Annotated in this window: 32 protein-coding genes; 16 read left to right on the forward strand and 16 right to left on the reverse strand. The window is 65.7% G+C overall.

Features of this window, described 5'->3' with window-relative positions; genetic code table 11:
* Positions 1-36: 36 nt before the first annotated feature.
* Positions 37-348 (reverse strand): hypothetical protein, encoded by a 312-nt coding sequence (locus tag RWH43_RS17025; RefSeq protein ID WP_316002060.1) that lies wholly within the window; start codon positions 346-348, stop codon positions 37-39.
* Positions 349-881: 533 nt separating this feature from the next.
* On the opposite strand from RWH43_RS17025, the gene RWH43_RS17030 reads away from it, so the two are divergent.
* A complete protein-coding gene (locus RWH43_RS17030; RefSeq protein WP_316002061.1) occupies positions 882-1,112 on the forward strand; it encodes a hypothetical protein in 231 nt (76 codons plus the stop codon).
* Here the strand turns inward: RWH43_RS17030 and RWH43_RS17035 are convergent.
* Positions 1,109-1,558 carry a MarR family transcriptional regulator gene (locus RWH43_RS17035; RefSeq protein WP_316002062.1) on the reverse strand — a complete coding sequence of 150 codons (450 nt, stop codon included), beginning with the start codon at positions 1,556-1,558 and terminating at the stop codon, positions 1,109-1,111. The genes RWH43_RS17030 and RWH43_RS17035 overlap by 4 nt on opposite strands.
* A gap of 419 nt (positions 1,559-1,977) precedes the next feature.
* Between RWH43_RS17035 and RWH43_RS17040 the strand changes: the two genes are divergently transcribed.
* Both RWH43_RS17040 and RWH43_RS17045 read left to right on the forward strand, forming a co-directional pair.
* A complete protein-coding gene (locus RWH43_RS17040; protein ID WP_316002063.1) occupies positions 1,978-2,316 on the forward strand; it encodes a DUF7882 family protein in 339 nt (112 codons plus the stop codon).
* A gap of 22 nt (positions 2,317-2,338) precedes the next feature.
* Positions 2,339-2,566, forward strand: coding sequence for a hypothetical protein (locus RWH43_RS17045; protein WP_316002064.1), 228 nt, complete (start codon positions 2,339-2,341; stop codon positions 2,564-2,566).
* Between the two features lie 60 nt (positions 2,567-2,626).
* On the opposite strand, the gene RWH43_RS17050 is transcribed toward RWH43_RS17045, so the two are convergent.
* The 3 genes from RWH43_RS17050 to RWH43_RS17055 form a co-directional block, all read right to left on the reverse strand.
* The gene (locus RWH43_RS17050) at positions 2,627-2,932 is read right to left on the reverse strand and encodes a hypothetical protein (RefSeq protein WP_316002065.1); all 306 of its coding nucleotides are present in this window, start codon (positions 2,930-2,932) and stop codon (positions 2,627-2,629) included.
* A 94-nt stretch (positions 2,933-3,026) separates the two neighbouring features.
* A complete protein-coding gene (locus RWH43_RS17715) occupies positions 3,027-3,416 on the reverse strand; it encodes a DUF7882 family protein (protein WP_437127401.1) in 390 nt (129 codons plus the stop codon).
* Positions 3,417-3,430: 14 nt separating this feature from the next.
* Positions 3,431-3,766, reverse strand: coding sequence for a DUF7882 family protein (locus RWH43_RS17055; RefSeq protein WP_316002066.1), 336 nt, complete (start codon positions 3,764-3,766; stop codon positions 3,431-3,433).
* Positions 3,767-3,974: 208 nt separating this feature from the next.
* Here RWH43_RS17055 and RWH43_RS17720 point away from each other — a divergent pair, with 208 nt between their 5' ends.
* Positions 3,975-4,250, forward strand: a complete 276-nt coding sequence (locus tag RWH43_RS17720; RefSeq protein ID WP_437127402.1) for a DUF7882 family protein — start codon at positions 3,975-3,977, stop codon at positions 4,248-4,250.
* 106 nt (positions 4,251-4,356) lie between these two features.
* Here RWH43_RS17720 and RWH43_RS17060 read toward each other — a convergent pair whose 3' ends face one another.
* Entirely contained in the window at positions 4,357-4,665 is a 309-nt protein-coding gene (locus RWH43_RS17060) for a hypothetical protein (RefSeq protein WP_316002067.1), read from the reverse strand.
* A 159-nt stretch (positions 4,666-4,824) separates the two neighbouring features.
* Between RWH43_RS17060 and RWH43_RS17065 the strand changes: the two genes are divergently transcribed.
* The 3 genes from RWH43_RS17065 to RWH43_RS17075 are packed head-to-tail and all read left to right on the forward strand — an operon-like array spanning position 4,825 to position 6,307.
* Complete coding sequence (locus RWH43_RS17065) at positions 4,825-5,400, forward strand: RNA polymerase sigma factor (RefSeq protein ID WP_316002068.1); 576 nt, start codon at positions 4,825-4,827, stop codon at positions 5,398-5,400.
* Positions 5,397-5,984 (forward strand): Asp23/Gls24 family envelope stress response protein, encoded by a 588-nt coding sequence (locus RWH43_RS17070; protein ID WP_316002069.1) that lies wholly within the window; start codon positions 5,397-5,399, stop codon positions 5,982-5,984. Before RWH43_RS17065 ends, RWH43_RS17070 begins: the two co-directional genes overlap by 4 nt.
* Positions 5,981-6,307, forward strand: coding sequence for a hypothetical protein (locus tag RWH43_RS17075; protein ID WP_316002070.1), 327 nt, complete (start codon positions 5,981-5,983; stop codon positions 6,305-6,307). Before RWH43_RS17070 ends, RWH43_RS17075 begins: the two co-directional genes overlap by 4 nt.
* Before the next feature lie 252 nt (positions 6,308-6,559).
* Here RWH43_RS17075 and RWH43_RS17080 read toward each other — a convergent pair whose 3' ends face one another.
* From RWH43_RS17080 to RWH43_RS17115, 8 genes are all read right to left on the reverse strand, one after another.
* Complete coding sequence (locus RWH43_RS17080; RefSeq protein WP_316002071.1) at positions 6,560-7,234, reverse strand: DUF4913 domain-containing protein; 675 nt, start codon at positions 7,232-7,234, stop codon at positions 6,560-6,562.
* Positions 7,231-9,036 carry a type IV secretory system conjugative DNA transfer family protein gene (locus tag RWH43_RS17085; protein ID WP_316002072.1) on the reverse strand — a complete coding sequence of 602 codons (1,806 nt, stop codon included), beginning with the start codon at positions 9,034-9,036 and terminating at the stop codon, positions 7,231-7,233. Before RWH43_RS17085 ends, RWH43_RS17080 begins: the two co-directional genes overlap by 4 nt.
* Positions 9,036-10,418 carry a putative type IV secretion/conjugal transfer ATPase gene (locus tag RWH43_RS17090; RefSeq protein ID WP_437127403.1) on the reverse strand — a complete coding sequence of 461 codons (1,383 nt, stop codon included), beginning with the start codon at positions 10,416-10,418 and terminating at the stop codon, positions 9,036-9,038. The genes RWH43_RS17085 and RWH43_RS17090 overlap by 1 nt, the downstream gene beginning before the upstream one ends.
* A 257-nt stretch (positions 10,419-10,675) precedes the next feature.
* Complete coding sequence (locus tag RWH43_RS17095; RefSeq protein ID WP_316002074.1) at positions 10,676-12,187, reverse strand: SCO6880 family protein; 1,512 nt, start codon at positions 12,185-12,187, stop codon at positions 10,676-10,678.
* A complete protein-coding gene (locus tag RWH43_RS17100) occupies positions 12,187-13,848 on the reverse strand; it encodes a TrbL/VirB6 family protein (RefSeq protein WP_316002075.1) in 1,662 nt (553 codons plus the stop codon). Before RWH43_RS17100 ends, RWH43_RS17095 begins: the two co-directional genes overlap by 1 nt.
* Positions 13,849-13,851: 3 nt before the next feature.
* Positions 13,852-14,607 (reverse strand): DUF8175 domain-containg protein, encoded by a 756-nt coding sequence (locus tag RWH43_RS17105; protein WP_316002076.1) that lies wholly within the window; start codon positions 14,605-14,607, stop codon positions 13,852-13,854.
* 13 nt (positions 14,608-14,620) lie between these two features.
* Complete coding sequence (locus RWH43_RS17110) at positions 14,621-14,923, reverse strand: hypothetical protein (protein WP_316002077.1); 303 nt, start codon at positions 14,921-14,923, stop codon at positions 14,621-14,623.
* 10 nt (positions 14,924-14,933) lie between these two features.
* On the reverse strand, positions 14,934-15,545 hold the full coding sequence (locus tag RWH43_RS17115; protein ID WP_316002078.1) for a DUF6668 family protein: 612 nt from the start codon (positions 15,543-15,545) through the stop codon (positions 14,934-14,936).
* Between the two features lie 146 nt (positions 15,546-15,691).
* Here RWH43_RS17115 and RWH43_RS17120 point away from each other — a divergent pair, with 146 nt between their 5' ends.
* The 7 genes from RWH43_RS17120 (at position 15,692) to RWH43_RS17150 (ending at position 22,360) form a co-directional block, all read left to right on the forward strand.
* The gene (locus RWH43_RS17120; protein WP_316002079.1) at positions 15,692-15,940 is read left to right on the forward strand and encodes a helix-turn-helix domain-containing protein; all 249 of its coding nucleotides are present in this window, start codon (positions 15,692-15,694) and stop codon (positions 15,938-15,940) included.
* A gap of 13 nt (positions 15,941-15,953) precedes the next feature.
* Positions 15,954-16,499, forward strand: coding sequence for a lipoprotein (locus RWH43_RS17125; RefSeq protein WP_316002080.1), 546 nt, complete (start codon positions 15,954-15,956; stop codon positions 16,497-16,499).
* A gap of 1 nt (position 16,500) precedes the next feature.
* A complete protein-coding gene (locus tag RWH43_RS17130; RefSeq protein WP_316002081.1) occupies positions 16,501-17,586 on the forward strand; it encodes a M23 family metallopeptidase in 1,086 nt (361 codons plus the stop codon).
* Between the two features lie 172 nt (positions 17,587-17,758).
* A complete protein-coding gene (locus RWH43_RS17135; RefSeq protein ID WP_316002082.1) occupies positions 17,759-18,598 on the forward strand; it encodes an FHA domain-containing protein in 840 nt (279 codons plus the stop codon).
* Positions 18,599-18,806: 208 nt separating this feature from the next.
* Positions 18,807-19,352 carry a hypothetical protein gene (locus RWH43_RS17140; RefSeq protein ID WP_316002083.1) on the forward strand — a complete coding sequence of 182 codons (546 nt, stop codon included), beginning with the start codon at positions 18,807-18,809 and terminating at the stop codon, positions 19,350-19,352.
* Positions 19,353-19,547: 195 nt separating this feature from the next.
* Positions 19,548-19,862 carry a hypothetical protein gene (locus tag RWH43_RS17145; RefSeq protein WP_316002084.1) on the forward strand — a complete coding sequence of 105 codons (315 nt, stop codon included), beginning with the start codon at positions 19,548-19,550 and terminating at the stop codon, positions 19,860-19,862.
* A 542-nt stretch (positions 19,863-20,404) separates the two neighbouring features.
* Positions 20,405-22,360, forward strand: coding sequence for a hypothetical protein (locus RWH43_RS17150; RefSeq protein ID WP_316002085.1), 1,956 nt, complete (start codon positions 20,405-20,407; stop codon positions 22,358-22,360).
* Between the two features lie 157 nt (positions 22,361-22,517).
* On the opposite strand, the gene RWH43_RS17155 is transcribed toward RWH43_RS17150, so the two are convergent.
* Positions 22,518-23,198 carry a hypothetical protein gene (locus RWH43_RS17155; RefSeq protein WP_316002086.1) on the reverse strand — a complete coding sequence of 227 codons (681 nt, stop codon included), beginning with the start codon at positions 23,196-23,198 and terminating at the stop codon, positions 22,518-22,520.
* Entirely contained in the window at positions 23,198-24,058 is an 861-nt protein-coding gene (locus RWH43_RS17160; protein ID WP_316002087.1) for a ParA family protein, read from the reverse strand. Before RWH43_RS17160 ends, RWH43_RS17155 begins: the two co-directional genes overlap by 1 nt.
* A gap of 754 nt (positions 24,059-24,812) precedes the next feature.
* Between RWH43_RS17160 and RWH43_RS17165 the strand changes: the two genes are divergently transcribed.
* Together RWH43_RS17165 and RWH43_RS17170 are read left to right on the forward strand one after the other, a co-directional pair.
* Positions 24,813-25,166, forward strand: coding sequence for a hypothetical protein (locus tag RWH43_RS17165; protein ID WP_316002088.1), 354 nt, complete (start codon positions 24,813-24,815; stop codon positions 25,164-25,166).
* 23 nt (positions 25,167-25,189) lie between these two features.
* A complete protein-coding gene (locus tag RWH43_RS17170; protein ID WP_316002089.1) occupies positions 25,190-26,200 on the forward strand; it encodes a DUF3560 domain-containing protein in 1,011 nt (336 codons plus the stop codon).
* Positions 26,201-26,366: the final 166 nt, after the last annotated feature.

Raw genomic sequence — 26,366 nt, forward strand, 5'->3', positions numbered from 1 at the left:
TGGGTGTTGCCGAGGTCGATAGGTGATTTGCAGTTGCTAGAGGCGGCGCAGCAGTGTGACGAGGGCTAGGAGCCCGATTGCGACAGCGCCGAGTGTCGCGAGGACCTTCTTGGGGTTCTGTTGGTAGGTGCTGCGCGCTCTCTTCACGGCGGTCACTGTGGACTGCAGGGTCGTGTCGATCGCGGAGGCGGCGTGCTGTTTCGCCTCGTCGATCTCGATGGAGACATGGTCGGCGGTGGGATGAGCGCTGCCGTTGTTGCCGTTCGTGGAGGCGTTGTGCAGCGCGTCTGCGGCGTCTTGGAAGCGTTGCTTCGCCGCGGCGGCGGCGTCACTGTCGGAGGTGGTCATAGCGGGTGGTCCTTCTGCGGGAGGGATCTATGGAGCTGACGGTCGGGCTTCAGTTGGGCGGTACATGCGTAAATACGTCTTCTGCCTGTGCGGCACACCATCGCGCAGGTGGCCGCGGTTACGGTGCGATCGTCACAGAGAAGGTGAGGGAAGTCCATGGCCGCACCCACGATCAGCAGGTCTCGCCCCGAGGGCTGTGGTGGGCCTCCGTTCAAGTTGGCATCTTTACGCTGACCGCGTGCACGCATCTACAGAACCGCCAGATGGCGTTGCACGCGTGAGGTCGTCAGCTATTTTTCGATGCTGCTGACATCATCTCGCGACCGTTCGGTAAGCGACCCATTTGCTATGTCGTACGATTCTGGTGGCGCGAGCGGTAGTCGCCAGAAGGATCAGTAGGTGGCTGGGTGCCGTTTCGTAGTAAAGGTACGTTGCAGGCATGGCTGGACGAGTTCGATCCGGCTGCTGATGGGGTTCGGAGCGTTGCGTACGTTGCTGATCAGGAGTCCGTGGACGGTGCCGACAGTGGGCTCGTGATCTTCCCGCTGAGTAACGCCACGACGTCGGTCTACCTTGCGCCGATAGCCGTGGGTGTCCCGGACTGGCGCGTCACATTCGAAGCCCAACCTGAGGTGACCGAGCTTTCTCCGGAGGACGTCTACGCCCTCTGTCAGGAACTGTCGCAGGCGGCGGATCTGTGCGCGTACTTGCAGCGCAAGTCCGTCGAGCACATTGCCGGGATCGCCGCGGACTCACAGGACTAGGCGGCGGAAGCGCCGCCCGATACGGCCCGGTCCGCCCGCGCCGCTTGCTCGCGCGCCGCGAGTGTGGTGTGCCGAAGAAACTCGGCGAGATCTGCTTCCATCTGCGGATCCAGCTGCGCAATGATCCGCCGACAGGTGTTGTCGAAGTGGGCCAGCTGCGACCACGGTTCGTTTTCGAGGTCAACCGCAAGGTAAATGTGGCTGACACGACGGTCAGCCTCATCGTTTTCGCGCCGGAGAACTCCGCGACGAACGAGTCGTTCGACAAGCGTCGTGATGCCGGCGGAGGTCACTCCGAGCTGCGCTGCCAAGGCGGACGGGCGTATGCCGGGTTCCGCGCTCACAAATGAGAGGGCTTTGGCGTCAAGTTCGTTGACGCCGAGCTGCTTGCGAGCCAAAGCGGCCGCGATCTCTCGCTCCCGGGAGTACAAGGTCAGTGCTGCCATCAGCGGCGACTGTTCACCTGGTCCTGTCGTCATCAACTCGCTCCCCGCGTTCCGTATGTCCCGAAGCACTATACCTAACCTCCTAAGCTTCCCTAGCTAATCGTCACCACCTCTGATGGTCAGAGTCAATGACACTCAACCAAGTTACCTAACGTCGTTAATAATCTGCTACGTTGACCATCGGGCGGGGTTCGCCTGACGCAGAGATGGGAACAGGTTGTGACGAGCATCACGCTTTTGGGAGGCCGGTCCTCTGGGGCGCGGCGGAGCACGTTCATCCCGTCATCTCGCGAGGTTGCAGCGCGACGCTTCTCCATCGTTGTGGTCACTGCGGCGGCTGTGGTGTCCGTCGCCAGCGTCGGCGTTCTTGCGCCCCTTTTTCTGTAGTCACCCCGAGTCAGCGCACGTCAGGAGTCATCATGGGAAAGCTCTTTTACGGTTCCGATCCTCAGCCGATCGACATCGACGACCGTCTATTGCAGTACGTCCAGATTGTGGTGGCCACGAAACTGCGTCGAGGAGAATCGTTCACTCTAACGTGGACGCAGCGCGACACTGGCGCGGGACGTCAGACCGTGTGGCTGCAGCCGGCCATCCCCCTGCGTTTCGTCTACGCCACCGAGACGGCCGAACGACTCTCCCCCGCGTACATGCGACAGCTGGCGGACCAGGCAGCAGGAACAGCCGGTCTCATGCTGGATCTCGACCGGTGGCAGCAGCAGGAAAACTCCGCCGCTGTTCACTTGGTCGCAGCCTGACGGGCATCATCAGATGAGCACAATGAGTCTTACCCGTCCCGCAGCTGGGGTTTCGTGGGCGCGCGTCGAGAAGGGCTTCTACGTCGGAAACCGGCGCGGCAACTATCTCGGATACATTGACCAAGACGGCGGTACCCACACCGCTGTCGACGCGCAGTCCCGCACGCTAGGGACCTACCCGACCCTCGTTGCCGCAATGGCTGCGCTTACCAGCGCCGACGAGCCGGTCATCCTCACCCAAGTCGCGTGAAGCCTAGCTCCGCGCGACATCCTTCGCAGGGCGCGGGAAAACTACGCGGGATGCTTGCGGTCAAATGAAATCGTAAGGGGCGTCGCCGTCGTACTCGAACGGTATCCCCGAGGCCCAACGCCCGTTGTCGCCGTCGGAGGCCCCATGGGTCAGCCGGACAGATTCCACGGCAAGAGTGACAACGGACGTTGGCGTGACCAGCACGCTGAGAAATTGACCGCTATCTAGGGTCAGGTTCAAGAAGCCGCCCCCGGCGTGTACCGCGTGAATGATCGTGGTCTTGATGGCCTCGACGTTCTCCATGGGCGCGAGGGCATAGGTGATCCCCGCAATGGTCAGGTGCAGCCGTTCGATGGTGGGGGACATGCCTGGCAGGCTAATTGCCTCATCTCGTGCTGCGGACCGGGGTTGCGCGGACGTACATCATGGTCGAGTGACCCCTCTCGGCCCCGGACGTCATTTACACGCTCGGCGGGGGAGAATCGACCGGAACCTCGGCGAAAGTCATCTCTTCGCGATCTCCCGGGCGAATAATCGGCCCAGCTGGCTCCGGCACCAGGTAAAGTCCCGGCCCCGAGTTTGCCGTGTTGCTGAGCGCGTGTAGCCAGTGGGGGTTGATCTGGGGACTTCGGCTGCCGTGGTACCTGAAGACAATGCTCGAGTGCGCATGGAGGTAGACCGTCGTGCGTCCACCACCCGTGCTCATGTCGTCCTTCCACGAGAACGCGAAGCTCTCCCCCCTGCGCAATTTCGCCAGGATCACCGTCTGCAGGTGAGCAAGAGCACGGTCCTCAAACTCGGCTCTCGTGTCACCCTGATAGAAGAATTTCCCCATCGCGTTTCGTCTCATCGACCCCAGAGGGTTCAGCCCTTGTGCTCAACCCCGGGTTCCGGAAGAGGACGCAACCCCGCGTTACCGTTCGCTGAGTCCGCCAACACACGAAGCCACGCGGGGTTCAACGGGCCCTCGTGAGGCCCATCGAAGGCGAAGTACAACGACGTCGACTTCGAGATCCACACAGTGCCGTGCGTTCCCCGCCCTGCGGTGGCGTCATCGCCGTGCACGGAGGGCTCGTCATTCCACGTGAAGCTGAAGCTCTCATCACGGCGCAGCTTAGTGACGATCACCGCGCGCAGATGATGCAGCATCCGATCGTCAATGTTGATGGCGGGGGCGACGCCATAAATCAGGTGACCCATGCTCACGATCCCTTCGGTTCTCCGCTGCATCGTACGACACCGCACCCGATCGATCGCATGATGTCAGGTTCGCCAGGCGCAGGGTGAAAAATCCCACTCCACGGTCCGGTGCGCCCGATTATCAAAAGAGCGCGCGAGCGCACCCTTCACTTGTCACAATCGCGGCGGATCCCGACCGCACCCACCAGCAGGAGCAGCATTGGGACGGTTGATCTACTCGGAACACAGCAGCGTCGACATCGAAGACCGCCTCCTTGCGCACCTACGGCTCGTCATCATGAACAAGTTCCGCCGCGGCGAATCATTCACGATGACAATCCCCCACCCCAACCACGGGAACCTCAGCTTATGGCTGCACCCCGCCAGCCCCCTCCTCATGCAGTTCTACGGCGGCCGGCAACCGACCATCGACCGAGCCCTCATCGAACAACTGATGGCTCACGCAAGCTCCCCCGACGGCCTCACCCTCGACGCCATAACATAAAGCGCCCACGCAGCCAGCAGAGTCGCTGACATAACCGCTGAGTATCGAGATCCGCGCATGCTGCGATGTAATGCTCGTTGGCCCCCCGGGAAGCCCGAGCCGGGAGTTATACGCGTCGCAGCACTGCGACTAGGCCGAGGATGCTGAGGGAGACGACGACTGTCACGAACAGAACTTTCTTCGGGTTGCGGCGAACGGTCTCGCGGGCTCTGCCTGCGGCGGAAGACACCGCCTCAAAAGTGGTGTCGATTGCGGATTCGGCGTGTTGCTTCACCTCGTCGAACTCGACCGAAGCGTGGTCTACGACACCGCTTGACGCCGTCTTGCCGCCAGGTGCGGCGTCGTGCAGTGCGTGGGTTGCGTCTTCAACCCGTTCTTTCGCTGTGTTCTCGGCGTCGCGGTCAGAGGTGGTCATGAGGGTAGCCCTTTCGAAGGTGGGTGGGATGGGGTGTCGGCGGGTGGGCGGTAATCCGTGGGTGACGGGAGTAGCGTCGGTACAAGTAGATGCAACGCCCCTGTTGATTCTTAGAGCGTTGCCTTGGTGCGTTCGTCACAAAAAAGTGAGCAGGACACCATGCCTCCCATTGCAACTCGCGCTGCCGGCCCTTCCGAGGCTCAAGCGGCGGCATCGGATGAGATCCTCGTTCAGCGCGCGGTCGATGGAGACGTAGGTGCCTTCCGGTCTCTCATCACTCGGCACGCGCCGCTGATGCGTGCATATCTGACTCGGATTCTGCGGAGCCATGCTGATGCTGACGACGTGTTACAAGAGACGTTCGTCATCGCGTGGCGGAAGCTTTCAACCTTGCGCGATCAGAGCCACGCCCGTGCGTGGCTGATGCAGATCGCTACCCGCCGCGCATTCAGCCACCTCGGGAAGCCTCACCGCGAAACGGAGCTGTCTGATGGATACACCAGCACCAGCCAAGACCCGGAACTGAGCGCCATCCGAAATGCCCAGCTGCGTGCCCTGTCCGCGACCCTCGACGCCCTCCCCGACAACCAGCGACAGTGCTGGCTGCTCCGCGAAGTCGCCGGCCTCAGCTATCAGGACATTGCAGACACAATGCACATCAGCACCGGGCAAGCTAGGGGCAACCTCGCACGAGCACGCGCGAACATCACAATCCGGATGGAGGGCTGGCGATGACCGACACCCACCCCGCACCGGCGTGCGGCCACACGCTCGACTCCCTCAGCGTGTACCTCGCCCACGACCGCATCCCGTACAACCCCCTCATTGAGGAATGCCCGGAGTGCCAGAACGCGCTGCGCGCGCTGACCCGCGTCTCGTACCTATCCCGCAAACTGATCGAGGATGACGCGCGTCGGCTGCCCGATCCGCCGGCCTCGTGGCTCGACAACATCTTCGCCCACATCAGCACCGAAGCCCGAGCAGGCCGAAACCTGCCGCTGCACCACCCCGACCCCGCCGTCACTCTCAGCATCACCGAGGGTGCCGTTCGCGCGCTGATCCGCGACGTGGGCGACGGTATTCCGGGCCTCATTATCGGATCGTCCCGGCTTCGGGGGGACGCTGAGCTCCCCCGAGCCGGTATCTGTGTGGAGCTCACCGTCAGCGTCGCCGCCCACACGCCCATGCCACCGCTACTGGCGCAGCTACGGCAGGACGTGTCCAGTGCTCTCGCTGAGCACACCGAACTCACCGTCGACGCCATAGACATCACCGTCCAAAACGTTCACGTACCCGCACCGGAGAAGGAACCGTCATGACCGACGAACGCGCCACACCCAGCGCCGACGATCTCACCGCCGCGGTCCTCTCCCTCCCCGACGTGGCGACGATCTACCCCTCCACCCCGCTCATCGGACGACTCGTCGCGACTATCTCTACCGGTCTCACCGACACCACCCCGGACGCTGCGGCTGTCCACGTCACCGCCGCCGAAGAACCCCCGGCAATCGCCGCGCGCATCGCCACGCGCCGCACCGCGGGAAGCCCCGGAACAGCGCGCGCCGTCGCTGATCGCCTCCGCTCCGCGCACCCCAACAAGAACGCGACAATTAGCGTTCAGATCGCCAGCATTACCCCCTAGCCGGCTCGTAATAGAGCCCTTCTGCGTTTCACTGATGGCGGCCGCAGAATGCTCAATCACGTTCTTATCGGCAGGGTCGCCCCAGAGCCCGGGCGTCGCGCAGTCCCGACGCACCCCATCGGTCACTCAACCGGTGACGTCACCGTCATTTCCGACGACGTCGGTAGACCCTGCTCGAACCCTTCGCACAGTGCTTGACCCTTGATGGCGCCGTCGAGTTGCAGCTGTTGGTCGCACACGGGTGACGGCCTTCTACGGCTCCCGTACGTCGGGGAACAGGCCCTCGGGCGGTGCGATGTAGGGCAGCGGTTGGCCCTTCTCGTTCGTGTTCTGGCGATCCGTCCCCTCGCCAGCAGAAGCAAACGGTCCTTCCGGGCTGAGCAGGATGGACATGTGGTGTTCGGCGTGGTCTCGGAACCACACCGACATGCCCGTCTGCGCATCCTGGCGCAGGTGCTCCCATGCCCGCCACAGAGCGTCGAGGCGGGCGACGGCCTCTGCGTACCTCCACCACTCTGCGGCCCAGACGACGCGCTGGCCGTCGACCCGGCGTCGGTAGTTAGGGAGCAGGTAGCCGCGCACGAACTCGTCGACTGAGCCGAAGTACAGCTCGGGCTCCTCGCCGGTCGGCTCCTTGTCCAGCTCGTCGAGAGCGGCGAGCACCGAACTGCGCGCCGCTGTGGCTGCTTGCAGTTGTAGCTCCTCGATCACGGACGGGTCGAGCTGTTCGGTCACCTCCGCGTCGACGACCTCGGCCGCGAGGTCGCGAACAGCTTTCTGTAGCGACCGCACGATCGCCGGCCGAGCCATGCCGTCGACGAGTTCGGCGACGTCAATCCCAAAGATGTGCCCGGGCTCGCGCTCCTCGTCGTCGACGTCGAACGGCTCAGCCTCGATCCCGTCGTCGTCGCCCCAGTCATCGCTCATGACACGGCCTCTTGATCGCTCTCCGCGCGCGCCACGGCGCGTACGGACTCCTGAGCTTTGTTGATCGTCTGCCGCGCAGCCGGGTCGTGAGCGGCGATCGACGCCATGATTTCTTCGGCGTGCGGGCCGGTCATCCATGGCTGCGTGCGGATCAGCGTTGGGCGGTTCCCCGAGGACAGCACCACGGCGCGGCCTTTCGGCATGGCGGACAGGTCCGCGATGTCCAGGATGCGTTCACGGTGGAGCTGGTGGTTCACGCTGCGGCCCCCGCGACCGGACGACACTGACGACGCTTGACGGTCGTATTCACCGATGAGCTTGGAAAGGGATTCGAGGAAGGTTTCCTCAGCCACTCCCCCGCCGTAGACCTTGACGTTGGAGGCCGACCACAGCTTGCGCATGCCGGACTCGCCCCATACGTCGATGCCCTGTGACCACGATTGCAGGATGGTCATCAGGATGATGCCGCGTGAGCCGTAGTGGCTGTAGAGGTTTGGCAGTTCACGCCAGCGGCAGACGTTCGCCGCCTCGTCGAGTACCCCGAGCAGGGGCACCGCGAGACGGCCCCCGGGGGATGCCGCGGCGATTTCTTCCGCGGCTTCGACGACGGCCACCGTCAGCGCCGTCACGAGCGGGCCGGCGGTCCCGCGGCCCTCCTTGGACAGCGAGTAGAGCGTGCCGCCGCCACGGACGAACGCGGCGGGGTCGAACTGAGGCCGAAGGTCGGTCTGCGTCAGGGGGTTCACCCACGACGCCACCTGACGGTTTGTGAGGCACGACGCCATCTGTTGCGCCGTGCCGTAGATGCCGCCACGCTGCTTCTCGGGCGCGGTAATGACACCGCGCACCTGGTCGGCGGTGAGCCGGTAGCCGTGCCGGTTCAGGATCGACACCGGCTCGTCCTCCGTGGGGCGAGTCAGCCAGGCGTAGACGTCGGTGATCGGTCGACCATCAAGAGCTGCGGCGAGCAGGAGCCCCGCAAGAAGATCCTGCCCCGCCGGGTCAAAGTAAGCATCCGTCTTGGCCCCGGGATCCCGGGAGCCCGATGCGAAGTGATCGGCCAGTTTGGCCGCTTTCACCTCGTCGGTGACGTAGCTGAGCGGGTTCCACCACCACGACGGATTCTCGAGCGCGATCCCCTGCGGATCGAATACCCACACCGGGCCGACCTTCGCACGCACGTCGCGGGTGGCATCCACCACGTCACGCTTGTTCGAGGTGACCAGGACGCCGCCGGGTGCATCGAGGATTGCCGGCACCGCGCGGGAGGTGGTCTTACCGGTACGCGGCCCCCAGATGTCGATGTGCATGTCCTCCCAGGTGCCCCACAGTGGCACCCCGCCGATCGTCTTCCCGATCGGCACGCCCAGCACGGGCTTGCCGACGACGCCCTTCACGCCGAGACGCTCCGCCGACGCCACCGCGTTCTGTCGGCTCAGGCCGGCGACGTCCTTGCCGCGGCCCATATAGGAGCTGGCGCGGTCGACGCGGGTTCGACCCTTCCGGTAGCGGACAATGCCGACGATCGCGAAGATCGCCAGGGCGAGCAGGACGGCGCCGAAGACGGCGACGATCCATGTCGCGGATGCTGGCCACGCCACGCGCCCGAAGATGAGCCCGAGGGTGAGCGCGAACGGGTCGGACGGCAGCTCGGCCGCGGTGCCGTCGAGCTGCGCGCCGAGGCGCACCGCAACGTTGGTGAGGATGAGCCCCCCAACGACCACGACGATGAGCACGAGTAGCATCAGCGTCTCGCCGCCGAAGCCGCCGGGGTCGCGGCGGCGGTTGTTGGGGGTGCTCATCAGACCGTCTCCTTCTCGCGTTCCTCGTGCTCCTCCATCAGCTCCTCCACCGCGCGCACGGCGCGGCGGGCGGTGCGGGACTGTTCGCACCACCGCTGGTTCGTGTCGCGGATGGAGCGCTCGGCCTCGGTGAGCTGCACCTGTACCGGGATGCCCGGTCGGGTGCCGACCTTGACGAGGAACTTGCCGCGGCCGGGAGGGTCGACCTCGCGGCCCGTGGCGGCATCCCACGCGGGCGGGTCTTGCCAACCGGTCAGCAGTTCTTGCTCGGCCTCAGAGAATGGGATGACCGTCGTGAGCTCCGGCATTTCGGTGTACGGCAGACCCGCGCACATGACCATGCCGGCGCGCTCGACGAAGCCCTTGGCCTTCAAACGGTCCTCCTCGGGGAGGGCGCTTAGGTCGGCCATGGTGTGCGAGATCATTGCTGTGCCGACGCCTACCTGGCGGTTGAGTCGGGTGAGGAAGTCCACGCGGTCGACGATGCTGTTTCCGGCGCGGAGGGCGCGCCACAGCTCGTCCATGATGACGAAGTAGTGCCGGCGTGGTTCCAGGCCGGCGTCCGCGAGGACGTTGGCGATGTTCACCGTCGCGAAGCCGTTCGACCAGCACGCGAGCAGCGTGGCCGCGCGCAGATCGCCCTCAGCCTCACCGATCGCGGAAATGTCGTAGACCACCGGCCGGTCAAGTGCCATGGGGTTCGTCGTGTGGTGGGAGAACACTCCGCCGAGGCGACCGCTACCGGTTGCCAGGGCCAGCAACGACGCTTCGAGGCCGCGCGTAATCTCCTGGTACTTCACGAAGTCGCCACGGTCGACGGCGACCTGGCGCAGCTCAGTCGGGCCCTCCTGCACCACGGCCAGCAGATCACCGAGCACCGGAATGCCCTCCATGCTGCGATCGAGCACCCGCAACGCCTGGTCGATGATCGACTCCTCGACGTCGGAGGGCTGCGCCTTTCGCTGGATCGTCAGCAGGGACGACACCATCGCCAGGCGGCGACCGTGGGCGTCTTCCAGCACCTCGCCTGCCTCCTTCTGGAAGCCGGCGTCGATGAGACGTTGCGCGGCCTCCTTGGCCTCGCCGGGGTCGAGCACGTTGAGGTACCCCCGCCCGCGGCCGAGGGTGATGACCTGACCGCCGAGCGCGCGAATGGCCTCCACATAGTCGGGGCGCAGATCGCCCAACACGAGCGGCTGCACGCCATAGCCGGCGAGCCCGACCGCCATACGAGCGATGACCGTTGACTTACCGAGTCCCGGCTTACCGAGCACGAACACAGACGGGTTGCTGATCAGCTTCGCCCGCTGAAACCACGAAATCGGGTCAGCGCACAGCGTCGCGCCCGTGTGAATGTGACGGCCCAGCGGGACGCCCACCATCGGCGTACCAGCACCGATCGCGTACGGCCACAGGCCGCACGTCTGCACTGTGGTGCCGCGCCACTCCGGGACGGGTTGCAGGTACGTCGACGAACCGCCGCCGGGGCCGCTCCACCCTCGAGAGGTGAGCGACCCACCGGACGCGGACGCGCCCGTGGCGGTGGTCTTTCGTCCGGTGCGGACGAAGACGAGCGCGCCGACCACGACGAGCAGGATCAGCCCGGCCAGCGCGAGCAGTGCGATCAGATCAGGGCTCATCAGATTCCCTCCCTCAGCATCGCCGGGACGGCTACGTGCTTGGTCAGCACGAGCCCGAGAGGGAGAGCTGCGGCGAAGGCGCTGTCCTGGGAGCCGTACACCGGGCGCAGCCGCAGACGCGCGGTCGCGCCGAGGTTGTCGACCGCCGCCCGGGCGTCGGCCTCCTTGCTCGGGTCGATGACGGTCGCGGTCACGAGGATGCCGAAGTTCACCAGGCCCGCTCCCGATGCCTCCTCCGACTCCGTGGCCTGAGCCGAGCGCAGCGCGAGCGAGTCGCGCGCCGACGGCTTACGGCTGGACGTGGCCTTGAACTCTGCAGCTCGCACGTCAGCCTGCACGAGCGCCGCCGCCCGCGCGGGATCGATCGGCTTATACAGCAGCGTCACACGCTTACGCGCAATGTCGCGGTGCGGGGCGAGCAGACGCGCCAGCACCCCCGACTGCACCAGGCCACGAGGGGCCTGAGTCATCTGCCAGGTGACCGACGTCGCCGAGTCGTGCCGGTAGCTGTCCCAGTTCGCCTGAGCAGCCGTGGGGCCGACGTCCGACCAGCTCAGATCGGGCACCTCGCCGTTCGCGTGAGCGTCGTCGATCAGCGTCGCTGCGGCCGGGTCGTACGCGACGAGGATTGTCTCGCATAGTTCCTGAGCGCTCAGCGGGTGCGCAGCTCCCGCGCCGGTCGCTTGCAGCGTTGCGGTGAGGCCGGGAAGGCGAGCGGCGAGCTCGCGCCCCATGTCCTCCGGGGTGCGGGGCTTGGCACCCTTTCGGGGTGCCGCGGCGAACGTCAGCGCCACGTACGCCTTCACCGTCGACGAACCGGCGGGGTAGTTCATGACCACCTCACCGAGCATCGCCTTCGCAAAGTCCGGCGCCTCAGGGTCGGTGTTCGTCTCCACCTCACGGCGCAGCCGACGACCCGAATCCGGAGCCGTCTCAACCGTCACCTGAGCGGCCTCCATCCCCGGCTCATCCGCCAGGTTGCGCAGCCAATGACCCCAGTCGGCCACCCAGAGGTCGACCTGTTCCTGGTCGACGAGAGCGGCGCCGTCAGGCTCGGTGCCGATGACGATCGAGTACGTCTTCGCGTGGGGGTTGTAGATCATCGCGAACGGGCGAGCGTAGGAGTCCTCGTGCTCGGAGAGCCGGGATTGCGCCGCCAGCCCGGGGAGCTGGTTCGATCCCCACTCGGAGCGCCCCAGCGGGCCGGAACGGTAGACGTTTGCCTTCCGTCGCTTCGTCGACGACCACGCGACACGGTTCGCCGTGCGCGAGAGCACGCTACGACCGTCCGCATCGCGGATGGTCAGCAGCAGGATTATGCCGCCGAACACCGCTGCGGTGATGAAGGCATTGATGATATTCGTCGTCATTAGGACGACGATCACGATCAGCAGCGCAACGAACATGAGGCCGGTGCCGACCGTGCCGAGGCCGAGAAGCCCCGGCGACGTTGGCTGACGCCAGTTCCCGTACGTGCGGACGCCCCTACGGCTTGTTTTTGTGGTCGTCATCAGCTCCCGCTCCCTTCACCTGTCGCTTGATCGCCTACGTTCTTCGCGGCCCCTGTGGCCGCTTGCGCACCCTGAGCCGCAGCGCCGATCGCGACGCCCGCGGCCATGCCGACCGGGCCACCCGCAGAGCCGACAGCAGCTCCGCCCGCAGCGCCGCCGCCGGCAGCACCTCCACCCGCGGCAGCTGAACCACCCGCAGCGGCTCCCCCGCCAGCAGACGCCGCAGCAGCACCCGTACCGCCACCAGCGGCACCCGAGGACGCCGCAGCCCCGGTCGTACCGCCTCCGCCCCCACCAGCGGCGCTAGAGGCCTGTGCGGCCTGAGGAGCTGAGCCCCCGCCGCCGTTCGAGCCAGACGGCCCACTTGCGCCGGTCGACCCCTGACCACCCGTCGCCCCCGGGCCACCCGCCGACGACGAACCGCCGCCCGAGCCGGTCGCGAGGCGACCAGCAGCAGCAGCGCCCGAAGGCAGAGCCATGATCGCCGCAGCTCCCAGCGCGCCGCCGGCACCCGCCGACAGGGAGCTGACGAGAGGCGTCACGAACCGCATCAGAGCGGGCATCGCGAACAACGCAAGCACCATCAGAATGAGACCCGTCAGCACGGCGATAAAGCCCGTCCCGTCGTCCTGGAAGATGTTCGTTCCGACGAGCTGGAACGCCGCGGCGTACACGATCGCCGCAGCCGGCTTGTAGAGGATGAACGCGACGAGCCAGCCCACGTTCTTCTTGAACCAGTTCTTACCCATTTCGGTGTTGGTGGCCGACGCCGACAGCGGCAGGATGCCCGTCAAGATCACGAGCATGCCGCCGCGCGCGATCATCAACACGATCTGAGCAGCCGTCGCGAGAATCGCGATGATGCCCAGAATGATGATGAGCAGGGAGCCGAGGCCACCCGCGTTCGGGTTAGAAGTCAGCGCCAGGAGGTTGACGATGTTCTCCCCGAAGCAAGCCGAGTCGGCTCCCACGTCGCAGCTCAGCGAGCCGTTGAGAATCCAGACGGAGAACGAGTCGAACGCCGACACAAGAAGGCCAACGAGGGTCACCCCGGAACCGGCGACGACGATCAGAGTCAGAAGGCTCTCGATCGTCTCCTTGCCGGGTTCGGCGCGCTGCTCCCACCCCATGCGGATGCCGCCGATGATGACGGATACGACCGCCGCAGCTCCCATGTACCACCAGAGGGAGGACTGCAAGAACAGCACCGCCCCGCCGGCCCCCTGAGGCCCGCGCGGGAGCAACCCGGAGACGAGCGCCGTAGCGCCCGACATGAGGAAGATGCCGCTGAGCACGAAGCCGAGCGGGCCGACCGCACGGAAGCCCTCGCCCGCGCGCATTCTCGTCGCGACGAGAGCCCCGAGAAGGATGATCGAAATGGCGGCGAGCACGATCGCAATCCACGTCACCCAGCCGAGCACCTGAACGATGCCGTCTGAGTTGGGCGCCGCCTGGCCCACAGTAATCGCAGACCCTCCGCCGGTGCCCGTCAGGTTCGGTGTGCCGACGTTCACCCACAGCGTGCCGACAGACGCGACCGCCTTACCGAAGGCCTCGATGACGGCCCGTGCAAGGTTCTCGATCGCGTCGCCCAGGACGCTCTCAACCCAGTTGCCGGCGTTGCATTGCCAATCGAGGAGGCTGCAATCGCTCGATGCCATGAGTTATCCGACTGTCCAGGACGTGTAGCCCGACAGGTCGGGGAGCTGTGCGATCCGAGCGGGCTCAGCCTTGTTGGCGTCGATACGCCAGTCGCCGCCCTCCCAGATCAGCTCGTAGACCGTCGAGCCGGTAACCGCTTGCCCCGAGGCGGTGCCGCGAAACGCAATGTCAATGCGTGCGGTGTCACCCGTGTACTCAAGTACTCGGAACCCAGCAATCGCTGCACGAACGTCACTCGACGAGCTGCCGCCGGACGACTCAAGCAACCGCTCACGGTACTGACCATCTGTCAGGGCGTAGTCGAGCAGCGCCGAGCGGAGCTCGACGGGACCGAAGCCAGCAATGGTCATGTTCGCCGCGGCGAACACCGCTCCCTCAGGCGTGTGCTGGTAGCAGTACCGATAACGCTCAGGGGCCGTCTCACCGGGACCGGCAGACGGCGACACCGGGTATGCATCGACGTCCTGGTACTGCCACTCGGCAACGGGAGCTGTCGAGACAGTTCCGGTCAGCTCCACGCCACTGAGCCCGCAAACGCTCGCGCCGCCCGCGGCCCCGGATGCACTCAGAGTCGGGGCGGAGCTGGCCGATCCGTTCGACGTCGCATCGGCCGCGGGCGGTGCGGTGTCGCTGTCGCGGTTCAGATTGAGCACCGTCAGGAAGACGGCGGTGATGATCAGCGCGGCCACCACCACCGCCCCGACGATAAAACCGGGGCGACTAAACGGGTTCTGCGTGGTGTCGTCGTCGTCAGCCATAACGGCTCCTTCCTCAGGCCCCGGCGAGGATGCCGATCAGGGCGGCGCCGCCGCCGATGACGATCGCGCCGGCCATGGGCCAGATGACCTTGGGGAGGGCGTCGTGACCCTCGCCGCGGCGGAAGCTGACGGCGATAAGAACTCCGCCGACGATGATCGCGCCGCCGACGACGACGTAGCCGATCCACTTCAGCCACGAAAGGATCGTGGTCACGCCTTCGGTCCCCGGCGGCTGCTGCGGCGGGGGGTTCGGGATGACGCCGGCCACGACGTTGGCCGTCTCGTTCACGGAGTGAAGCACTTCGATCGCGGACATATCTTGCCTTTCAATTGAAGGTGCTGGCGGCACCGATTCCGGGGAGTGCGCTTAGCTCGTCGAGGACTCGCTGAACTTCGCGTGGGACGGGCGCAGCGGTGGGCTCGTCGAACCGCCAGGCGTCAACCCACGGAACCGTCCAGGTGCGAGGGCCACCGCCACCGACCACGGTGAGCAGGTCACGCAAGGCGCGCGGCATCCGACCGGGCGCGTCAGCCATGACGACAAGCCCATGCACGTTGGAGGGGGTCAGCCCTGCCCCCCATTGCCGGAGGGCGTTCTGCGCGGCGCGGAGGCCAGCGGCGTTCGATCGGGCGACAATGACCACGGGTGTCGGCTCGTTGGTCGAGCTGCGTGGCCAGGCGTGGCCGGCTGCGGCCGACCATCTCGGCGCGAGAGCTGCCAACGTGGACTCCCCCGAGCCACCATGCGCGCCCAGCCACCAGACCGCAGGAGTCACCCGCTGGTCTCTAATCGGCAGCTGGTCAGCCTGATCAGGCGCCGGGACGCCCCGCTGTGGCGCTACAGGTCCAAAGGTGGATGGAACGACCGCGATTGGGACGTTCGTATCCGGCATCGGCGTAGTCGGACGCGACAACCATGGATTGTTCGGATCGCTCATCGTGCCCCCAACGAACTGGCGATTAACGGTCCATTCACGCTAACGCGGCACATGAAGTAACACGAAAACCGCGACGTTAGAAACCTTTAATGTTCTTTTCCGCGGCTCCCTATACCATTTCTGTGGGGGCTAGGAAGGATGCCGCAGTGGCAGACGCACTTGACCAGCTATTCGAGCACGACCCACCCACAATCGGTCCGACCGAGGTCGCCGCGCGACTGAATACGACCACGCGAACCGTCTATACCTGGCTCAAAGAGGGAACCATTCCCGGCTACAAGCTGGGCACCTCGTGGTTCGTCATCGTGGAAGAGCTCAAGGCCGAGCTCCGAAAAGGCGCGAATAACAGGCGCGACACCGGACATACGGCCGAGCCTGAATCGGAGACCGTCTGAGGAGGAACTAGCTGTGAGGAAGATCGGGACCGTCATCGTCGTGATCACCGCCGCCGTCGTACTTGCCGGATGCACGGGAACCACCGAAACCCCCGAGCCCGCGTCGCCGCCCAGTGTGAGCACGTCTGGCCCGATCTTCCCCGACCCCTCCACCTTCACCCCCGCGCCCCAGGGGGCGATCGACGAAGACTCGGGGGAAATCCACGGCCCACGCACCGTCCCCACGTGGAATGAGAGCTCGCGTCAGAGCGCTATCGCTGCCGCTCAGACCGTCATGCTCGCGTACGCGCGTCCCGATGTTGGGTTCGACGAGTGGTGGGCAAACCTGCAGCCCTTCCTCGATCAAAAGTCCACGCAGGACTACGCCTACGTGGACCCCTCCCGGATCGTCGCAACGACGATCACAGGACCGCCCGTCATTACCGACGAGACGAGCGCGTACGTCGCCTATGTCGACGTCCCCACCAACGCCGGCATGTATGGGCTCATCCTGAGCCGCGTCGACGGAGACTCCCCCTGGCTGACAAGCCGCTTCATCCTCCCGGATGGAGTGAACTAACGTGCCCGGCCCGAAGGCAGGCGGGGTCTACGCAATCGCCGCAGCTCCGATTCTGGTCATCGGCCTATTGCTCGGTTTCGTCGTCGTCGGCAGCGACAACTGCGAGCCAGCATCCGCTGCCGACCCCCGCTCGGGCGTCTCGATCGACCCCGATTCGATCCCGCAGACGGAGATAGCCGGCTACGGCCACGAGCAGCTTGTGAACGCTGCGAACGTGATCCAGGCCGGCAAAGACCTGGGCCTGAACGTGCGCGATCAGACCATCGGCGTCATGACGGCGATGGGCGAATCGAGCCTGCGCAACATCGACTATGGCGACTGGGAGACAGGGGGTGTCACCAACCCGGACGGCTCCCCCACTACCTCGATTGGCCTGTTCCAGCAGCAGGACGGATGGGGCACGCGCAAGGAGCGGCTGAACCCCTACACCTCGTCGACCAAGTTCTTCCAGGCAATGATCCAGAAGGTTCCCGACCGGGAATCGCTAGAACCGACCATCGTCGCGCACCGCACCCAGGTCAACGCCGACCCGTACCACTACACGCGGTTCTGGGACGGCGCGGTGCAGATCGTCGAGGGGCTGACCGGCGTCAAGACGGGGCTCAACCCCGGCGATGGCAGCGCCAGCGGTGGCGCATGCGACCCCACCGTCCCCGGCAGCGTCAACGCCCAAGGCTGGGCCTCCCCCGGCGCCGGACCAATCACCAGTCCCTACGGCTTCCGCGTGCACCCGATCACGGGCGACGTGCGACTGCACGCCGGCACCGACCTTGCCGGCGGCGGATGCGACGGCCCCATCTGGGCCGCGCAAGACGGAACGGTCACCTTCCGCGGCTTCGACAGCGGAGGCAACGGAGTGATCGCAATCGACCACGGCGGCGGCGTCACCACCCGCTACCTACACATGTACGACTCCGGAATGCTCTCCAACGTCGGAGACAAGGTGAAAGCCGGCCAGCAAATCGCTCGAGTCGGCAGCAGCGGCGGATCAACCGCTTGCCACCTCCACTTCGAGGTAATGGTGAACGGCGAGAACATCGACCCCGAGCCCTACATGACCGCGGTCGGCATCCAGCTCGGACAGTGAACGAGGAGACGACGATGACCAGCACCGACGTAGCACCTCGGCGGGCATGGCTCGCTGCCGGCGCAGCGGTGGAGCCGAGCCTATGAAAGCCACACAGCCCTCACCTGGGCTCACCCGCGTACCAACCTGGCCCCGCCTAGTCGCAGAGCTGCACGGTGACAACACCGGCACCTTGACCGTCAACGGCGCCGTCCGCGCGTGCGCGGCCGAGTCCGTCGACGCGCTCAGGACCGGGCTCATCGCCCGCGCCGTGTCCTACGCCGTGCAGCTCCGTCGACCCGTGCGCCTCGACGTCACCGAGGCCGCAAGGGGCTACCAGCTCGCCGTGCGGCCCGAGGGGTACGTGCAGCTCATCGACGCCGAAGGCATCATCCCTGCCCCAGACGGCCTCAGCATCGACGAGGGCCGCTGCCGACACTGCCGGCGCCTACAGCCCGTCACGTCGACGACGTGCATCCAGTGCCAGATCGACGAGCCGTTGCAGGTCGAGGTGCCCCCGCACGGCGGGCCCATCGACGCACCGCCGATCCCCGTCGATGCCACCGAGGATCTGCCAGCCGACCTCGACATGGTGGTGCACCTTGCCGAGATGTCACCCGTACTGGCTTCTGTGCCGGCGGCCGTGTCGACGACCGTTCCCGCTCCGGAGCTGGACGTTGACGTCGAGGCAACGCGGGTGCGCCGCACGGCCACTCCCGTCCTGCACCTCGCGTTTACCACGCAGCGCAGCGTCACGGCCCCGGGCCGCGCCGTCATAGGCCGTGAGCCGATCGCCAAGGCCGATGAGCACGCCGTCACTGTTGCCAGTCCTGGTCGACAACTCTCGCGCACGCACGCGGCGGTCGAGGTTGACCGGGACGCGCGCATCATCGTCACCGACCTCAACGCCCCGAACGGCGTGGAGCTGCTGACGACACCGCGGCGCTGGCTCACCCCCGGTCAGCCCACCGTCGTCCCCATCGGCGCGAAACTGATGATGGGCGACGTCGAGTGCGTTGTCACCCTCGCGTAACCCGTGTCGCGACTCGGCTACTGGCGGCACTGTCAAAGTTGACGTCGCGTTCTCCCGGAGGCGGGAGCCGCATCGTCGCCGGTGACAAGTTGGGTTTCTTCGGCTCGTTCAGCGGCTGACGGGCGCGCCTCTTTTCCGACGCCGCGGATAGTTGACATAGTTGACATCGCCGCCGCTGGGCGGCGAGTTGACACGGTTGACACCAAAGGTGAACATGAGCGACTTTCGACCCCAGGTTGAGGCTGAGGCGCGAGCGGTCGACGCGCTCCTCGGCGCGATTCGCGAGCGGCTTCTGGGTCTGGTCCGCGACGGTGCGAAGGTCACGGTCCTCGGAGATTCTGGCTCTGTGGCTGCTGATGTCGTGGCGCGCCTTGGCCTCGTGAAGAGTCCTTGGGCGGACATCGTCGGCCCCTGCTTCACCAGCGGCGGACTCCAGCAGGAGCTCGGTGTCGGGCGCGCGGCTATCTCAAAAGCGGTACGTGAGGGGAGGGCTATTCGGCTGGACACCACTGACAGGCGCACGCTCTACCCCGCGTTTCAGGTGCTCAACCGTGCACTCGTTCCCGGATTGCGTGAGGTACTCCCGATCCTTCGCAGCAGTGTGGACGACGCCTGGGCTTGGGCACAGTGGCTCAACACTCCAATGCTCAGCGATGGTGGTCGCACGGAGCGCTACATTGACCGTCTCGCCGCGGGCGACGTCGCGGGAGTAGCCGCCGCCGCCCGTCACGTTGTAGCCGCACAGAGGACGTGAGGCCCCCGCGCGCCCAGGCGGTGCCCGCTTTAACGCGTCGGCATCTTCTCGCGGAATGCCCCCAGCTTGACCTCCCCCGTGGTGACCGCCGTGAACGCGAAGGTGAGAACGGGGACCACTCGCCCGCGGCTTTTCCTCTCCACATAGGTTTCGACACGCCGCGAGCGTTTCCTCTCAACAAAGGTAACGCGGTCCATGCTTGTCCACATGGGACGACCAAGCAAAGGTGATCGAGTACCGATCACGACGAAGCCGCTGCGGCCTTTCGCTGACGTCATCCGCGAGAACGCGGACAAGCTGCACATGAGCTACGGCGACTATGTACTGCACCTTGCCGCCCACGCCTACGGGCGCCCGGAATGGGCGCCAGAGCCCGGCGTGACCGGCGACATGTTAGAAGAGCTCCTCCTGGAAGACTTCCCGCAGGTGAGCGCTCCCGTAATGGTGCCGCCTCTCGCGGCACTCCCCCGACCCACCAGCAAGGAGCTGCCGACGCAGATCGCCAGCTAACAACAGAGGCCCCGTCCGAAGACGGGGCCCCTCATAGGTAATTCGCCAGACCGTAGCGACCAAACCAAAGTCTGGAACCCACCCAAGCTTCCTCAGGAGGTGCTCTCATGCTAACTGAAACCCCGCGCGGCGGGGCGGATTCGTGTGTGCACATCGGCGTGTCGCGCGAACATCCCCTCAGCATGGCCCGGTCGAGCAACGCTCCCGGCACCTCTTCGTCGACTGCGGAGGATCGAGGCACCCTGCCTCTCCCCCGCCGCGCTACGGCGCGCTCGCTGACCGGTCTCCCTGCTGAGACCCGCATCCTCGGCCTGTCAGTTCGTCGGCCGACTCTCTCTGCGATGAAGGGAGTCCGTCATGTGACGCTTCCATAAACGACATCAGGCCCCGAGCACTTTTGGCGAAGTGCGCAAGGCCTGTTAGTCGTAAAGCGTTCGCTCGATCCGACCAAGTGGTTGGCGCCCGGCAGTCGGGTCGAGCTGTATTCAATTCATCCCCGTGGCAAGGGGCGTTTGTCGTACCTCCGAGGAGGTGGTATCACCATGGTAATCCCCATCCGAGAGCGCGGACGAGCATTGACGCTCTCCGACCCCAACGGCGTGTCGCCGTACTCCCTCGACGAGGTCTGGGCCATCACCCGCCGCCTCTCCCCCAGAGATGACGTCCGTGCGGCCGCACGCGCCTCCAGCGGCGAGGTGCTCAACGCTTACGACAGGCTCTGGCCCCTCAACGAGGCTCCACCGTCAACGACGTGGGCGATGTTCCTCGCCGACGACGACCTCCGCTTCCGTTACCTCTGTTTCGACTTCGATGCATCCGCCGGCGACGCCGCGAGCGATGCAGACCGCTTCACGTACTGGCTCGAGCAGCTCAACATCCCCCACCTGCTGTGCCTATCCGGCCCCACCGGCGGACGCCACGTCTGGGTCCACCTCGACGTACCCACTGACGCCGACGCCGTACGCGACATCGCCTATCTGACTCGGAGCCTGTTCCCCTCCCTCGACCTCGCGCCCTTAACCAACCCCAGAGCCGGCTGCGTCCGCCCGCCCTATGCTCCCCACCGCGCCGGTGGACACTCGGCGCCGGTCGCCGACCTGGCCGCGATCACCGACCACGCCGCCGACGAAGACGCCCCCGGCCAGCTGCACGCCCTGCTTGTCGACCTCGGCGCGGAACTGCCCGCCCCGTCCACCGAGGACCTGCACAACGTCGTTCGCGACGACGCCGGGAAGCCCCGTGTCCGCGGCCGCCGTCGGCCCCTGTCGATGGCCATGGACTCGGTGCTGCACAGCGACGCAGGACCCGACGCGTCTCACACACTGGTGAGGATCCTCGCGGCCGCCGCTCACGCCCGGTGGAGCTACCAGGACATCCGCGAGCAGGTCCACAGCGCACGCGGCCTCGAACACGCCCGGACCCGCCGCGTCGGAGCCACACGCCAGCGGCGCACCGAACACCAGATCGACAAGGTGCTGACCGCCGCGTGGGAGTACGCCGTCCGCTACGTTGCCTCACACCCGCTCAGCGCTTCAGGAGACGACGAGGACTACCGCCAGCGCACCGCGACCGTCACTACCGCCGTTCAACGCGCTCTCGCGCGTGCTGACGCCCTCCCCGGTATCTGGGCGACGCACAACAGCCGCGTCGGAGGCTCCCACGCCCAGCGAGTCGTCCTGGACGCGATCTGCTTGTACATGCTGCAGAGCTCGCAGCACGCCGTCGAAGCCGACGTCCGCCGGCTCAGTGCCGACACCGGCTACGGGCGGACAAGTGTCTCACGCGCCCTCCGTGCCCTCACCGGGGAAGACGGAACCGGCGGCTGGCTGGAGGTCGTCACTAACGCCGAAGGAGCGCACGCGAAGCGATACCGGTTGGCTACTCGGTTCTCCACAGAAGAATCAGTACAAAAGCGGACACAAGCGCATATGCGCGCCATAGTCAACGCCCTCCCACTCGCGCGAGCCCTTATCAGAGACATCGGTACCCGGCTGGAACTGTTCGCACATGATGTCTTCACCGCCCCTCGCAGCATGGGCAGGAATGCGGGACTGATCTACAAGAACACCCCCGCGGACGGTACCGCCACCTTTGAACACCTCGTCTATCGGACAGGGCTGGACTCAGATGTCCTGCGCCGCCGCATCGATGAGTTGACCGCAGCCGGCCTCGTCGAACGGACTGGCGGGGGATGGCGGCGCCTCTCCTCCACTGTCCGAGACTTTGTCGCCCGCACCCGCGGCGTGAATGGGTACCTCGACCAGCGCGCGGCCAGATACGGCGAAGAACGCCTTGTGTGGGCGTGGTGGCTGGCTGAGGTTACATGGATGGAGCGACGCGCGAAACACCGGCGAGGAAAGAAGTCGTACTCCAACGAATCCGACCGACCCGACTACGTTGCCTACCCACGGGGGCCCAGCAAACGGCGAGATCACAAAATGGCTCGCCGGCTCGTGCGCGCTGGCTACCTCGAGCAGGGACTCGTTTTGGCCGCCTGAGGTCCAGAAGGCGGCTGCCATCACGAGGCAAGGGAATTCGGGACGGTGTGTGCATCTCCTTGACGCGACTCCTTCGGGTCCGGAAGAGGATCGCACGCTCGACAGGGTTGGTCGGCGACCGGGACGGAGGATCCTGCCAAGGGTCAAAATGCTGCCCTTACCCGGCGGGCAGGTAGTGATCCAGCGCGACGCAGATCATGAAGTTTCTGGAAGGCGAGGACACCTCGGCGGCGATGTCGTCCAACAACGATCGGTTTGACACCGTAATGCGGATCGTGTGAGTGATGCGATCCTGACGACCGGCGACGGGGACGGGCGGCGGGACGAACGTGCGTTCGAACAGCTTCACCTGCGCGACGGCGGCCTCTCCCCCACGGCCAAGTGCTTTAGCCACGAGGTCACCCAGCGCGGGATAAGAGTGTTCAACTGCGTCCAGGATGATCTGGTGATAGCTCAGTCGGGTTGCATTCCGGAATGCAACGAACCGCGCGTTCAGCGCCGGCTCCACATCGACGCCCATCGCTGTCACGGGCGCAGCGGCGGTCGGTTCTGGCCGAGCGGCAGGCTTCGTTACCGGTGCAGGCTTATGCGTGCTCGGGCGACGGCGTGAGGGTGTCGCAACAGCGGGGTCAATCGTGCCCGCTTCCTCGTCAACAGCGACGTTGGGTTCGCGGTCGTCTGCGACAGTAACCACTCCGTCATCCTTCGCAGTGCCTTCGGCAACGGGTTCCACCTCATCAATCAGGCGCAACTCGGGCGTGGGCTCCCCCGCCGGCTTGATCGCGTTCAGCGGCGTGACGGCGCCAGCCAGCGCCTTTCGCATGTCGAGCTTGGCCATCAGGCGGTTTTCCTCTCACGTGCCCACAGATTCATCAGCTCCAGCGCCACAGAGGTGTAGTCGCTGATCGCGGCGCGGCTGTTACGGGTATCCGAATAATCAGTGATGACCGTGCCTTGCAGCGGCATCATCTTCATCACTTTGGCCTGCCGAATGTAGTTCTTAAACCGCGGGATACCGACCTGTCCGTCGAAGAAGCTGCCGGTGTCGAGCAACTCCTCGAAGCTTTCGAGATCTCCCTTGCCGTCTCGAAGATCCACCTTGTTCATCAGAACGCGATACGGGATACCGCGTGGAATGACGAAGTCCTGCAGCGTTCGCTGCACCGGTTCGATTTCCATGAACGACGGTGACAGCGGTGCGATTGCGTAGTCAGTCTGATCGAGCAGCGCCGACAGCACATGCTGATCCGCGAGGCTCCCGGGCGTATCCACGATGACGACGTCGTAGTCCAGCTGTCGCATCAGCGACAACATGCTGATGTCGGTCTCGCTTGTGAAGTCGAACGGCAGGTTCTCCCCCGCGCGCTCAGCCCACTTCGTCGTAGACGCCTGCGGGTCGACGTCGATCACAGCGACAGACGACGACCGAGACATGCATGCAGCCAGATTCATGGCCGTAGTGGACTTGCCGATGCCACCCTTTTGACCGACCACGGCTAGGACGCGCATGGATCCCCCCCTGAGCAAGGCGTGCGCAAGGCGCGCGCAAGGTAGTTGCGTGACGAGATCGTGGTTGTGCGCGACACGCATGCGCACCAACTCAAGACGCCAACAATCATGGTTCGAACCTAACGGCGGTGGCTGCGGGAACAAAGCATTGAGCGCCGTGTCGTGATGTTGATCGGCTGCATGCGCCATCGAGATTTCATCCTGATTGCCTACTGACACGATCTGCGCTTGAGCGGATTGATATCTGTGACCGCGTCATTATCGATGCCGATATGACCTATGCCTGGTGTGCCATTGCGCAACTCTAGAACTACATGTCATGCCTGTCGTGTCGTAACTTGGGCCATTTCGGGCACGGTACGTAGCGCGGGCTTAGCAAGTAACGAAGAAATCAGGGGGCGAAACCGACCGAGTCTGGACCCAGGCATGACGCGAAGGTGGTCGATAACTGATGCGAGGCTGTTCGGACCTTGCGCCGACCTTGCGCAAGGCTTGCTGTCGAGTCTTACATGCTTTTCATTGGTTCGCGTGGAACCTAACCGCTCCGTCAGCGAACTCAATCATGCCGCTCGACACCTGCGTCCAGCGTTGCATCCGGGGGACGCTGGCCAAGGTGACCGCGGACGTCAATCCCGGTCAGCTGGCCGTCTGTCACGCCTATAGACCGCTGAGCGCCGTTGACGCTCGGTTGGGCGGCAGGAGGGCCCTCGCGTCGCGGCGCTATGCGCCGCCATGGGGAGGCCGCACAGCGGCCCATCCTTTGAGGTTTTCTTCACCTCTCCGCGGTCTCAACCTATTTCGCTCCAACGGCTACGTGCCACCGATTCCGGACGCGCCCTACGGGCTTATTTCGCCCGGAATCGGCGTCACTCCGCCGCCTCCACTCAAACGGTCATTCCCGCCGGAGAGGCACAGAAAAACGATCAGTCAGAGGGAGAGTCACATGAGCGAGCAGCGCGGCACACGTACCGAAGTCATCGTCAGCGTGAATCACGGACCGGGGGAGGAGGGGATCAGCCGCACCGCCCGTCAGGTGGTCATCATCGGCGTCGGTGGGAACGACCCGGTGACCGAGCAGATCCCGGCCGTGCGTCTGGTCGCCCGTGAAGTCATCGGCATGACCTTGCAGCACTTCGAGCCTGCGGAGCGCGTGGCCGCGGATCGCATCGGCTACATGGCATCCGGCGCCTACGTCGTCGTACCGGTCGCGGTCGCACGAGCGCTTGATCTGTACCCCGCCGCCTACCCGCTGCACGACCGCAGCGAAACCCGCGCCGACTACCTCGCCAGCGATTGACCCCCACACCCAAGGAGAACGACATGCTCACCATCACACACACCCGCGAAGCCGGAACGATCATCGAGGGCACCAGCCGCGGCGACGGCACCGCCGAAATCTTGAAGGCGAACGGTTGGCGGTGGGGTCGATCCATCGGCGCCTGGTACGTCCCCCAGTCCCGCGACCGCCTGCCCAAGTGGTGGACCATCAACCGCGCCGCGGCAGCGCTGCGTGAGGCCGGCCACGAGGTCACGATCGAAGCTGACGAGACGTTCCGGCCGACCGCCGAGGTTGAGGCGGACAAGACCCGGCGCCAGGCGGCCCGGGTCGACGCGCTCGAGGCGAAGGCCGACCGACGCGCGGCCGACGCAGACGCCGCAGACGCGGCCGCGCGCCGTGCGCTGGACCGCCTGCCCGAGGGTGGCGAGCCGATCAAGGTCGGGCACCACTCCGAAGGCCGCCACCGTAACGCGATCGCCAAGGCGGATGCCGCGATGGGTCGCAGAGTCGAGGCCGACCGCCAAGCCACCCGCGCCCGCGCCCGCGCCGACATCGCTGCGGGAACCACCGACACCCGTTACGCGCCGGGGATGGTTGCCCGCCGCATCGAGCGGATCGCCACCGACATTCGCGGGTACACGCGCAAGATCGAGGGCAGCTCGCACAACTTCGGAAGCGGCTACATCGAGACGACCGCCCCCGCGACGGGCGCATACCGTGAGCGCCTACTGACCCAGCGGGCGCAGCTCGAAGACGAACACACCTACTGGACCGCGGTCCGTGAAGCCCAGGCCGCGGCCGGACAGGTCACGATCCACAGCCGCGAGACGATCGCCAAGGGCGACATGATCAAACACCGTTTCGGCTGGCACGTGGTCACCCGCGTAAACCCCAAGAGCGTGACCGTCGCGCTCGACTGGAACGACACCACGCGGCCATACAAGGTCGATTACACCGACGTGCAGGGACACCACACCGCCGCCGAGGTCGAGGCCGCACGAGCCGCCGGCGCCGAGAAGACCACCACCACGGAAGCCGCCACGGCGAGCTGAGGGGTGAGGGCCGGCCTTCGGGCCGGCCCGTGAGGGGCACCCCCCTCACACTCCCCGGGGTTCCGCCGCCGGCGGGGCGCGAGCTGCGCTCCCGCAGCGTCGACGGAGCGACGCCCGAAGGTCGACCGGCTCCGCCGGCCGCCGAGGATCGCCCTACGGGCTCACG

Source organism: Microbacterium algihabitans (genome assembly GCF_032464975.1).
Lineage (GTDB): Bacteria > Actinomycetota > Actinomycetes > Actinomycetales > Microbacteriaceae > Microbacterium > Microbacterium algihabitans.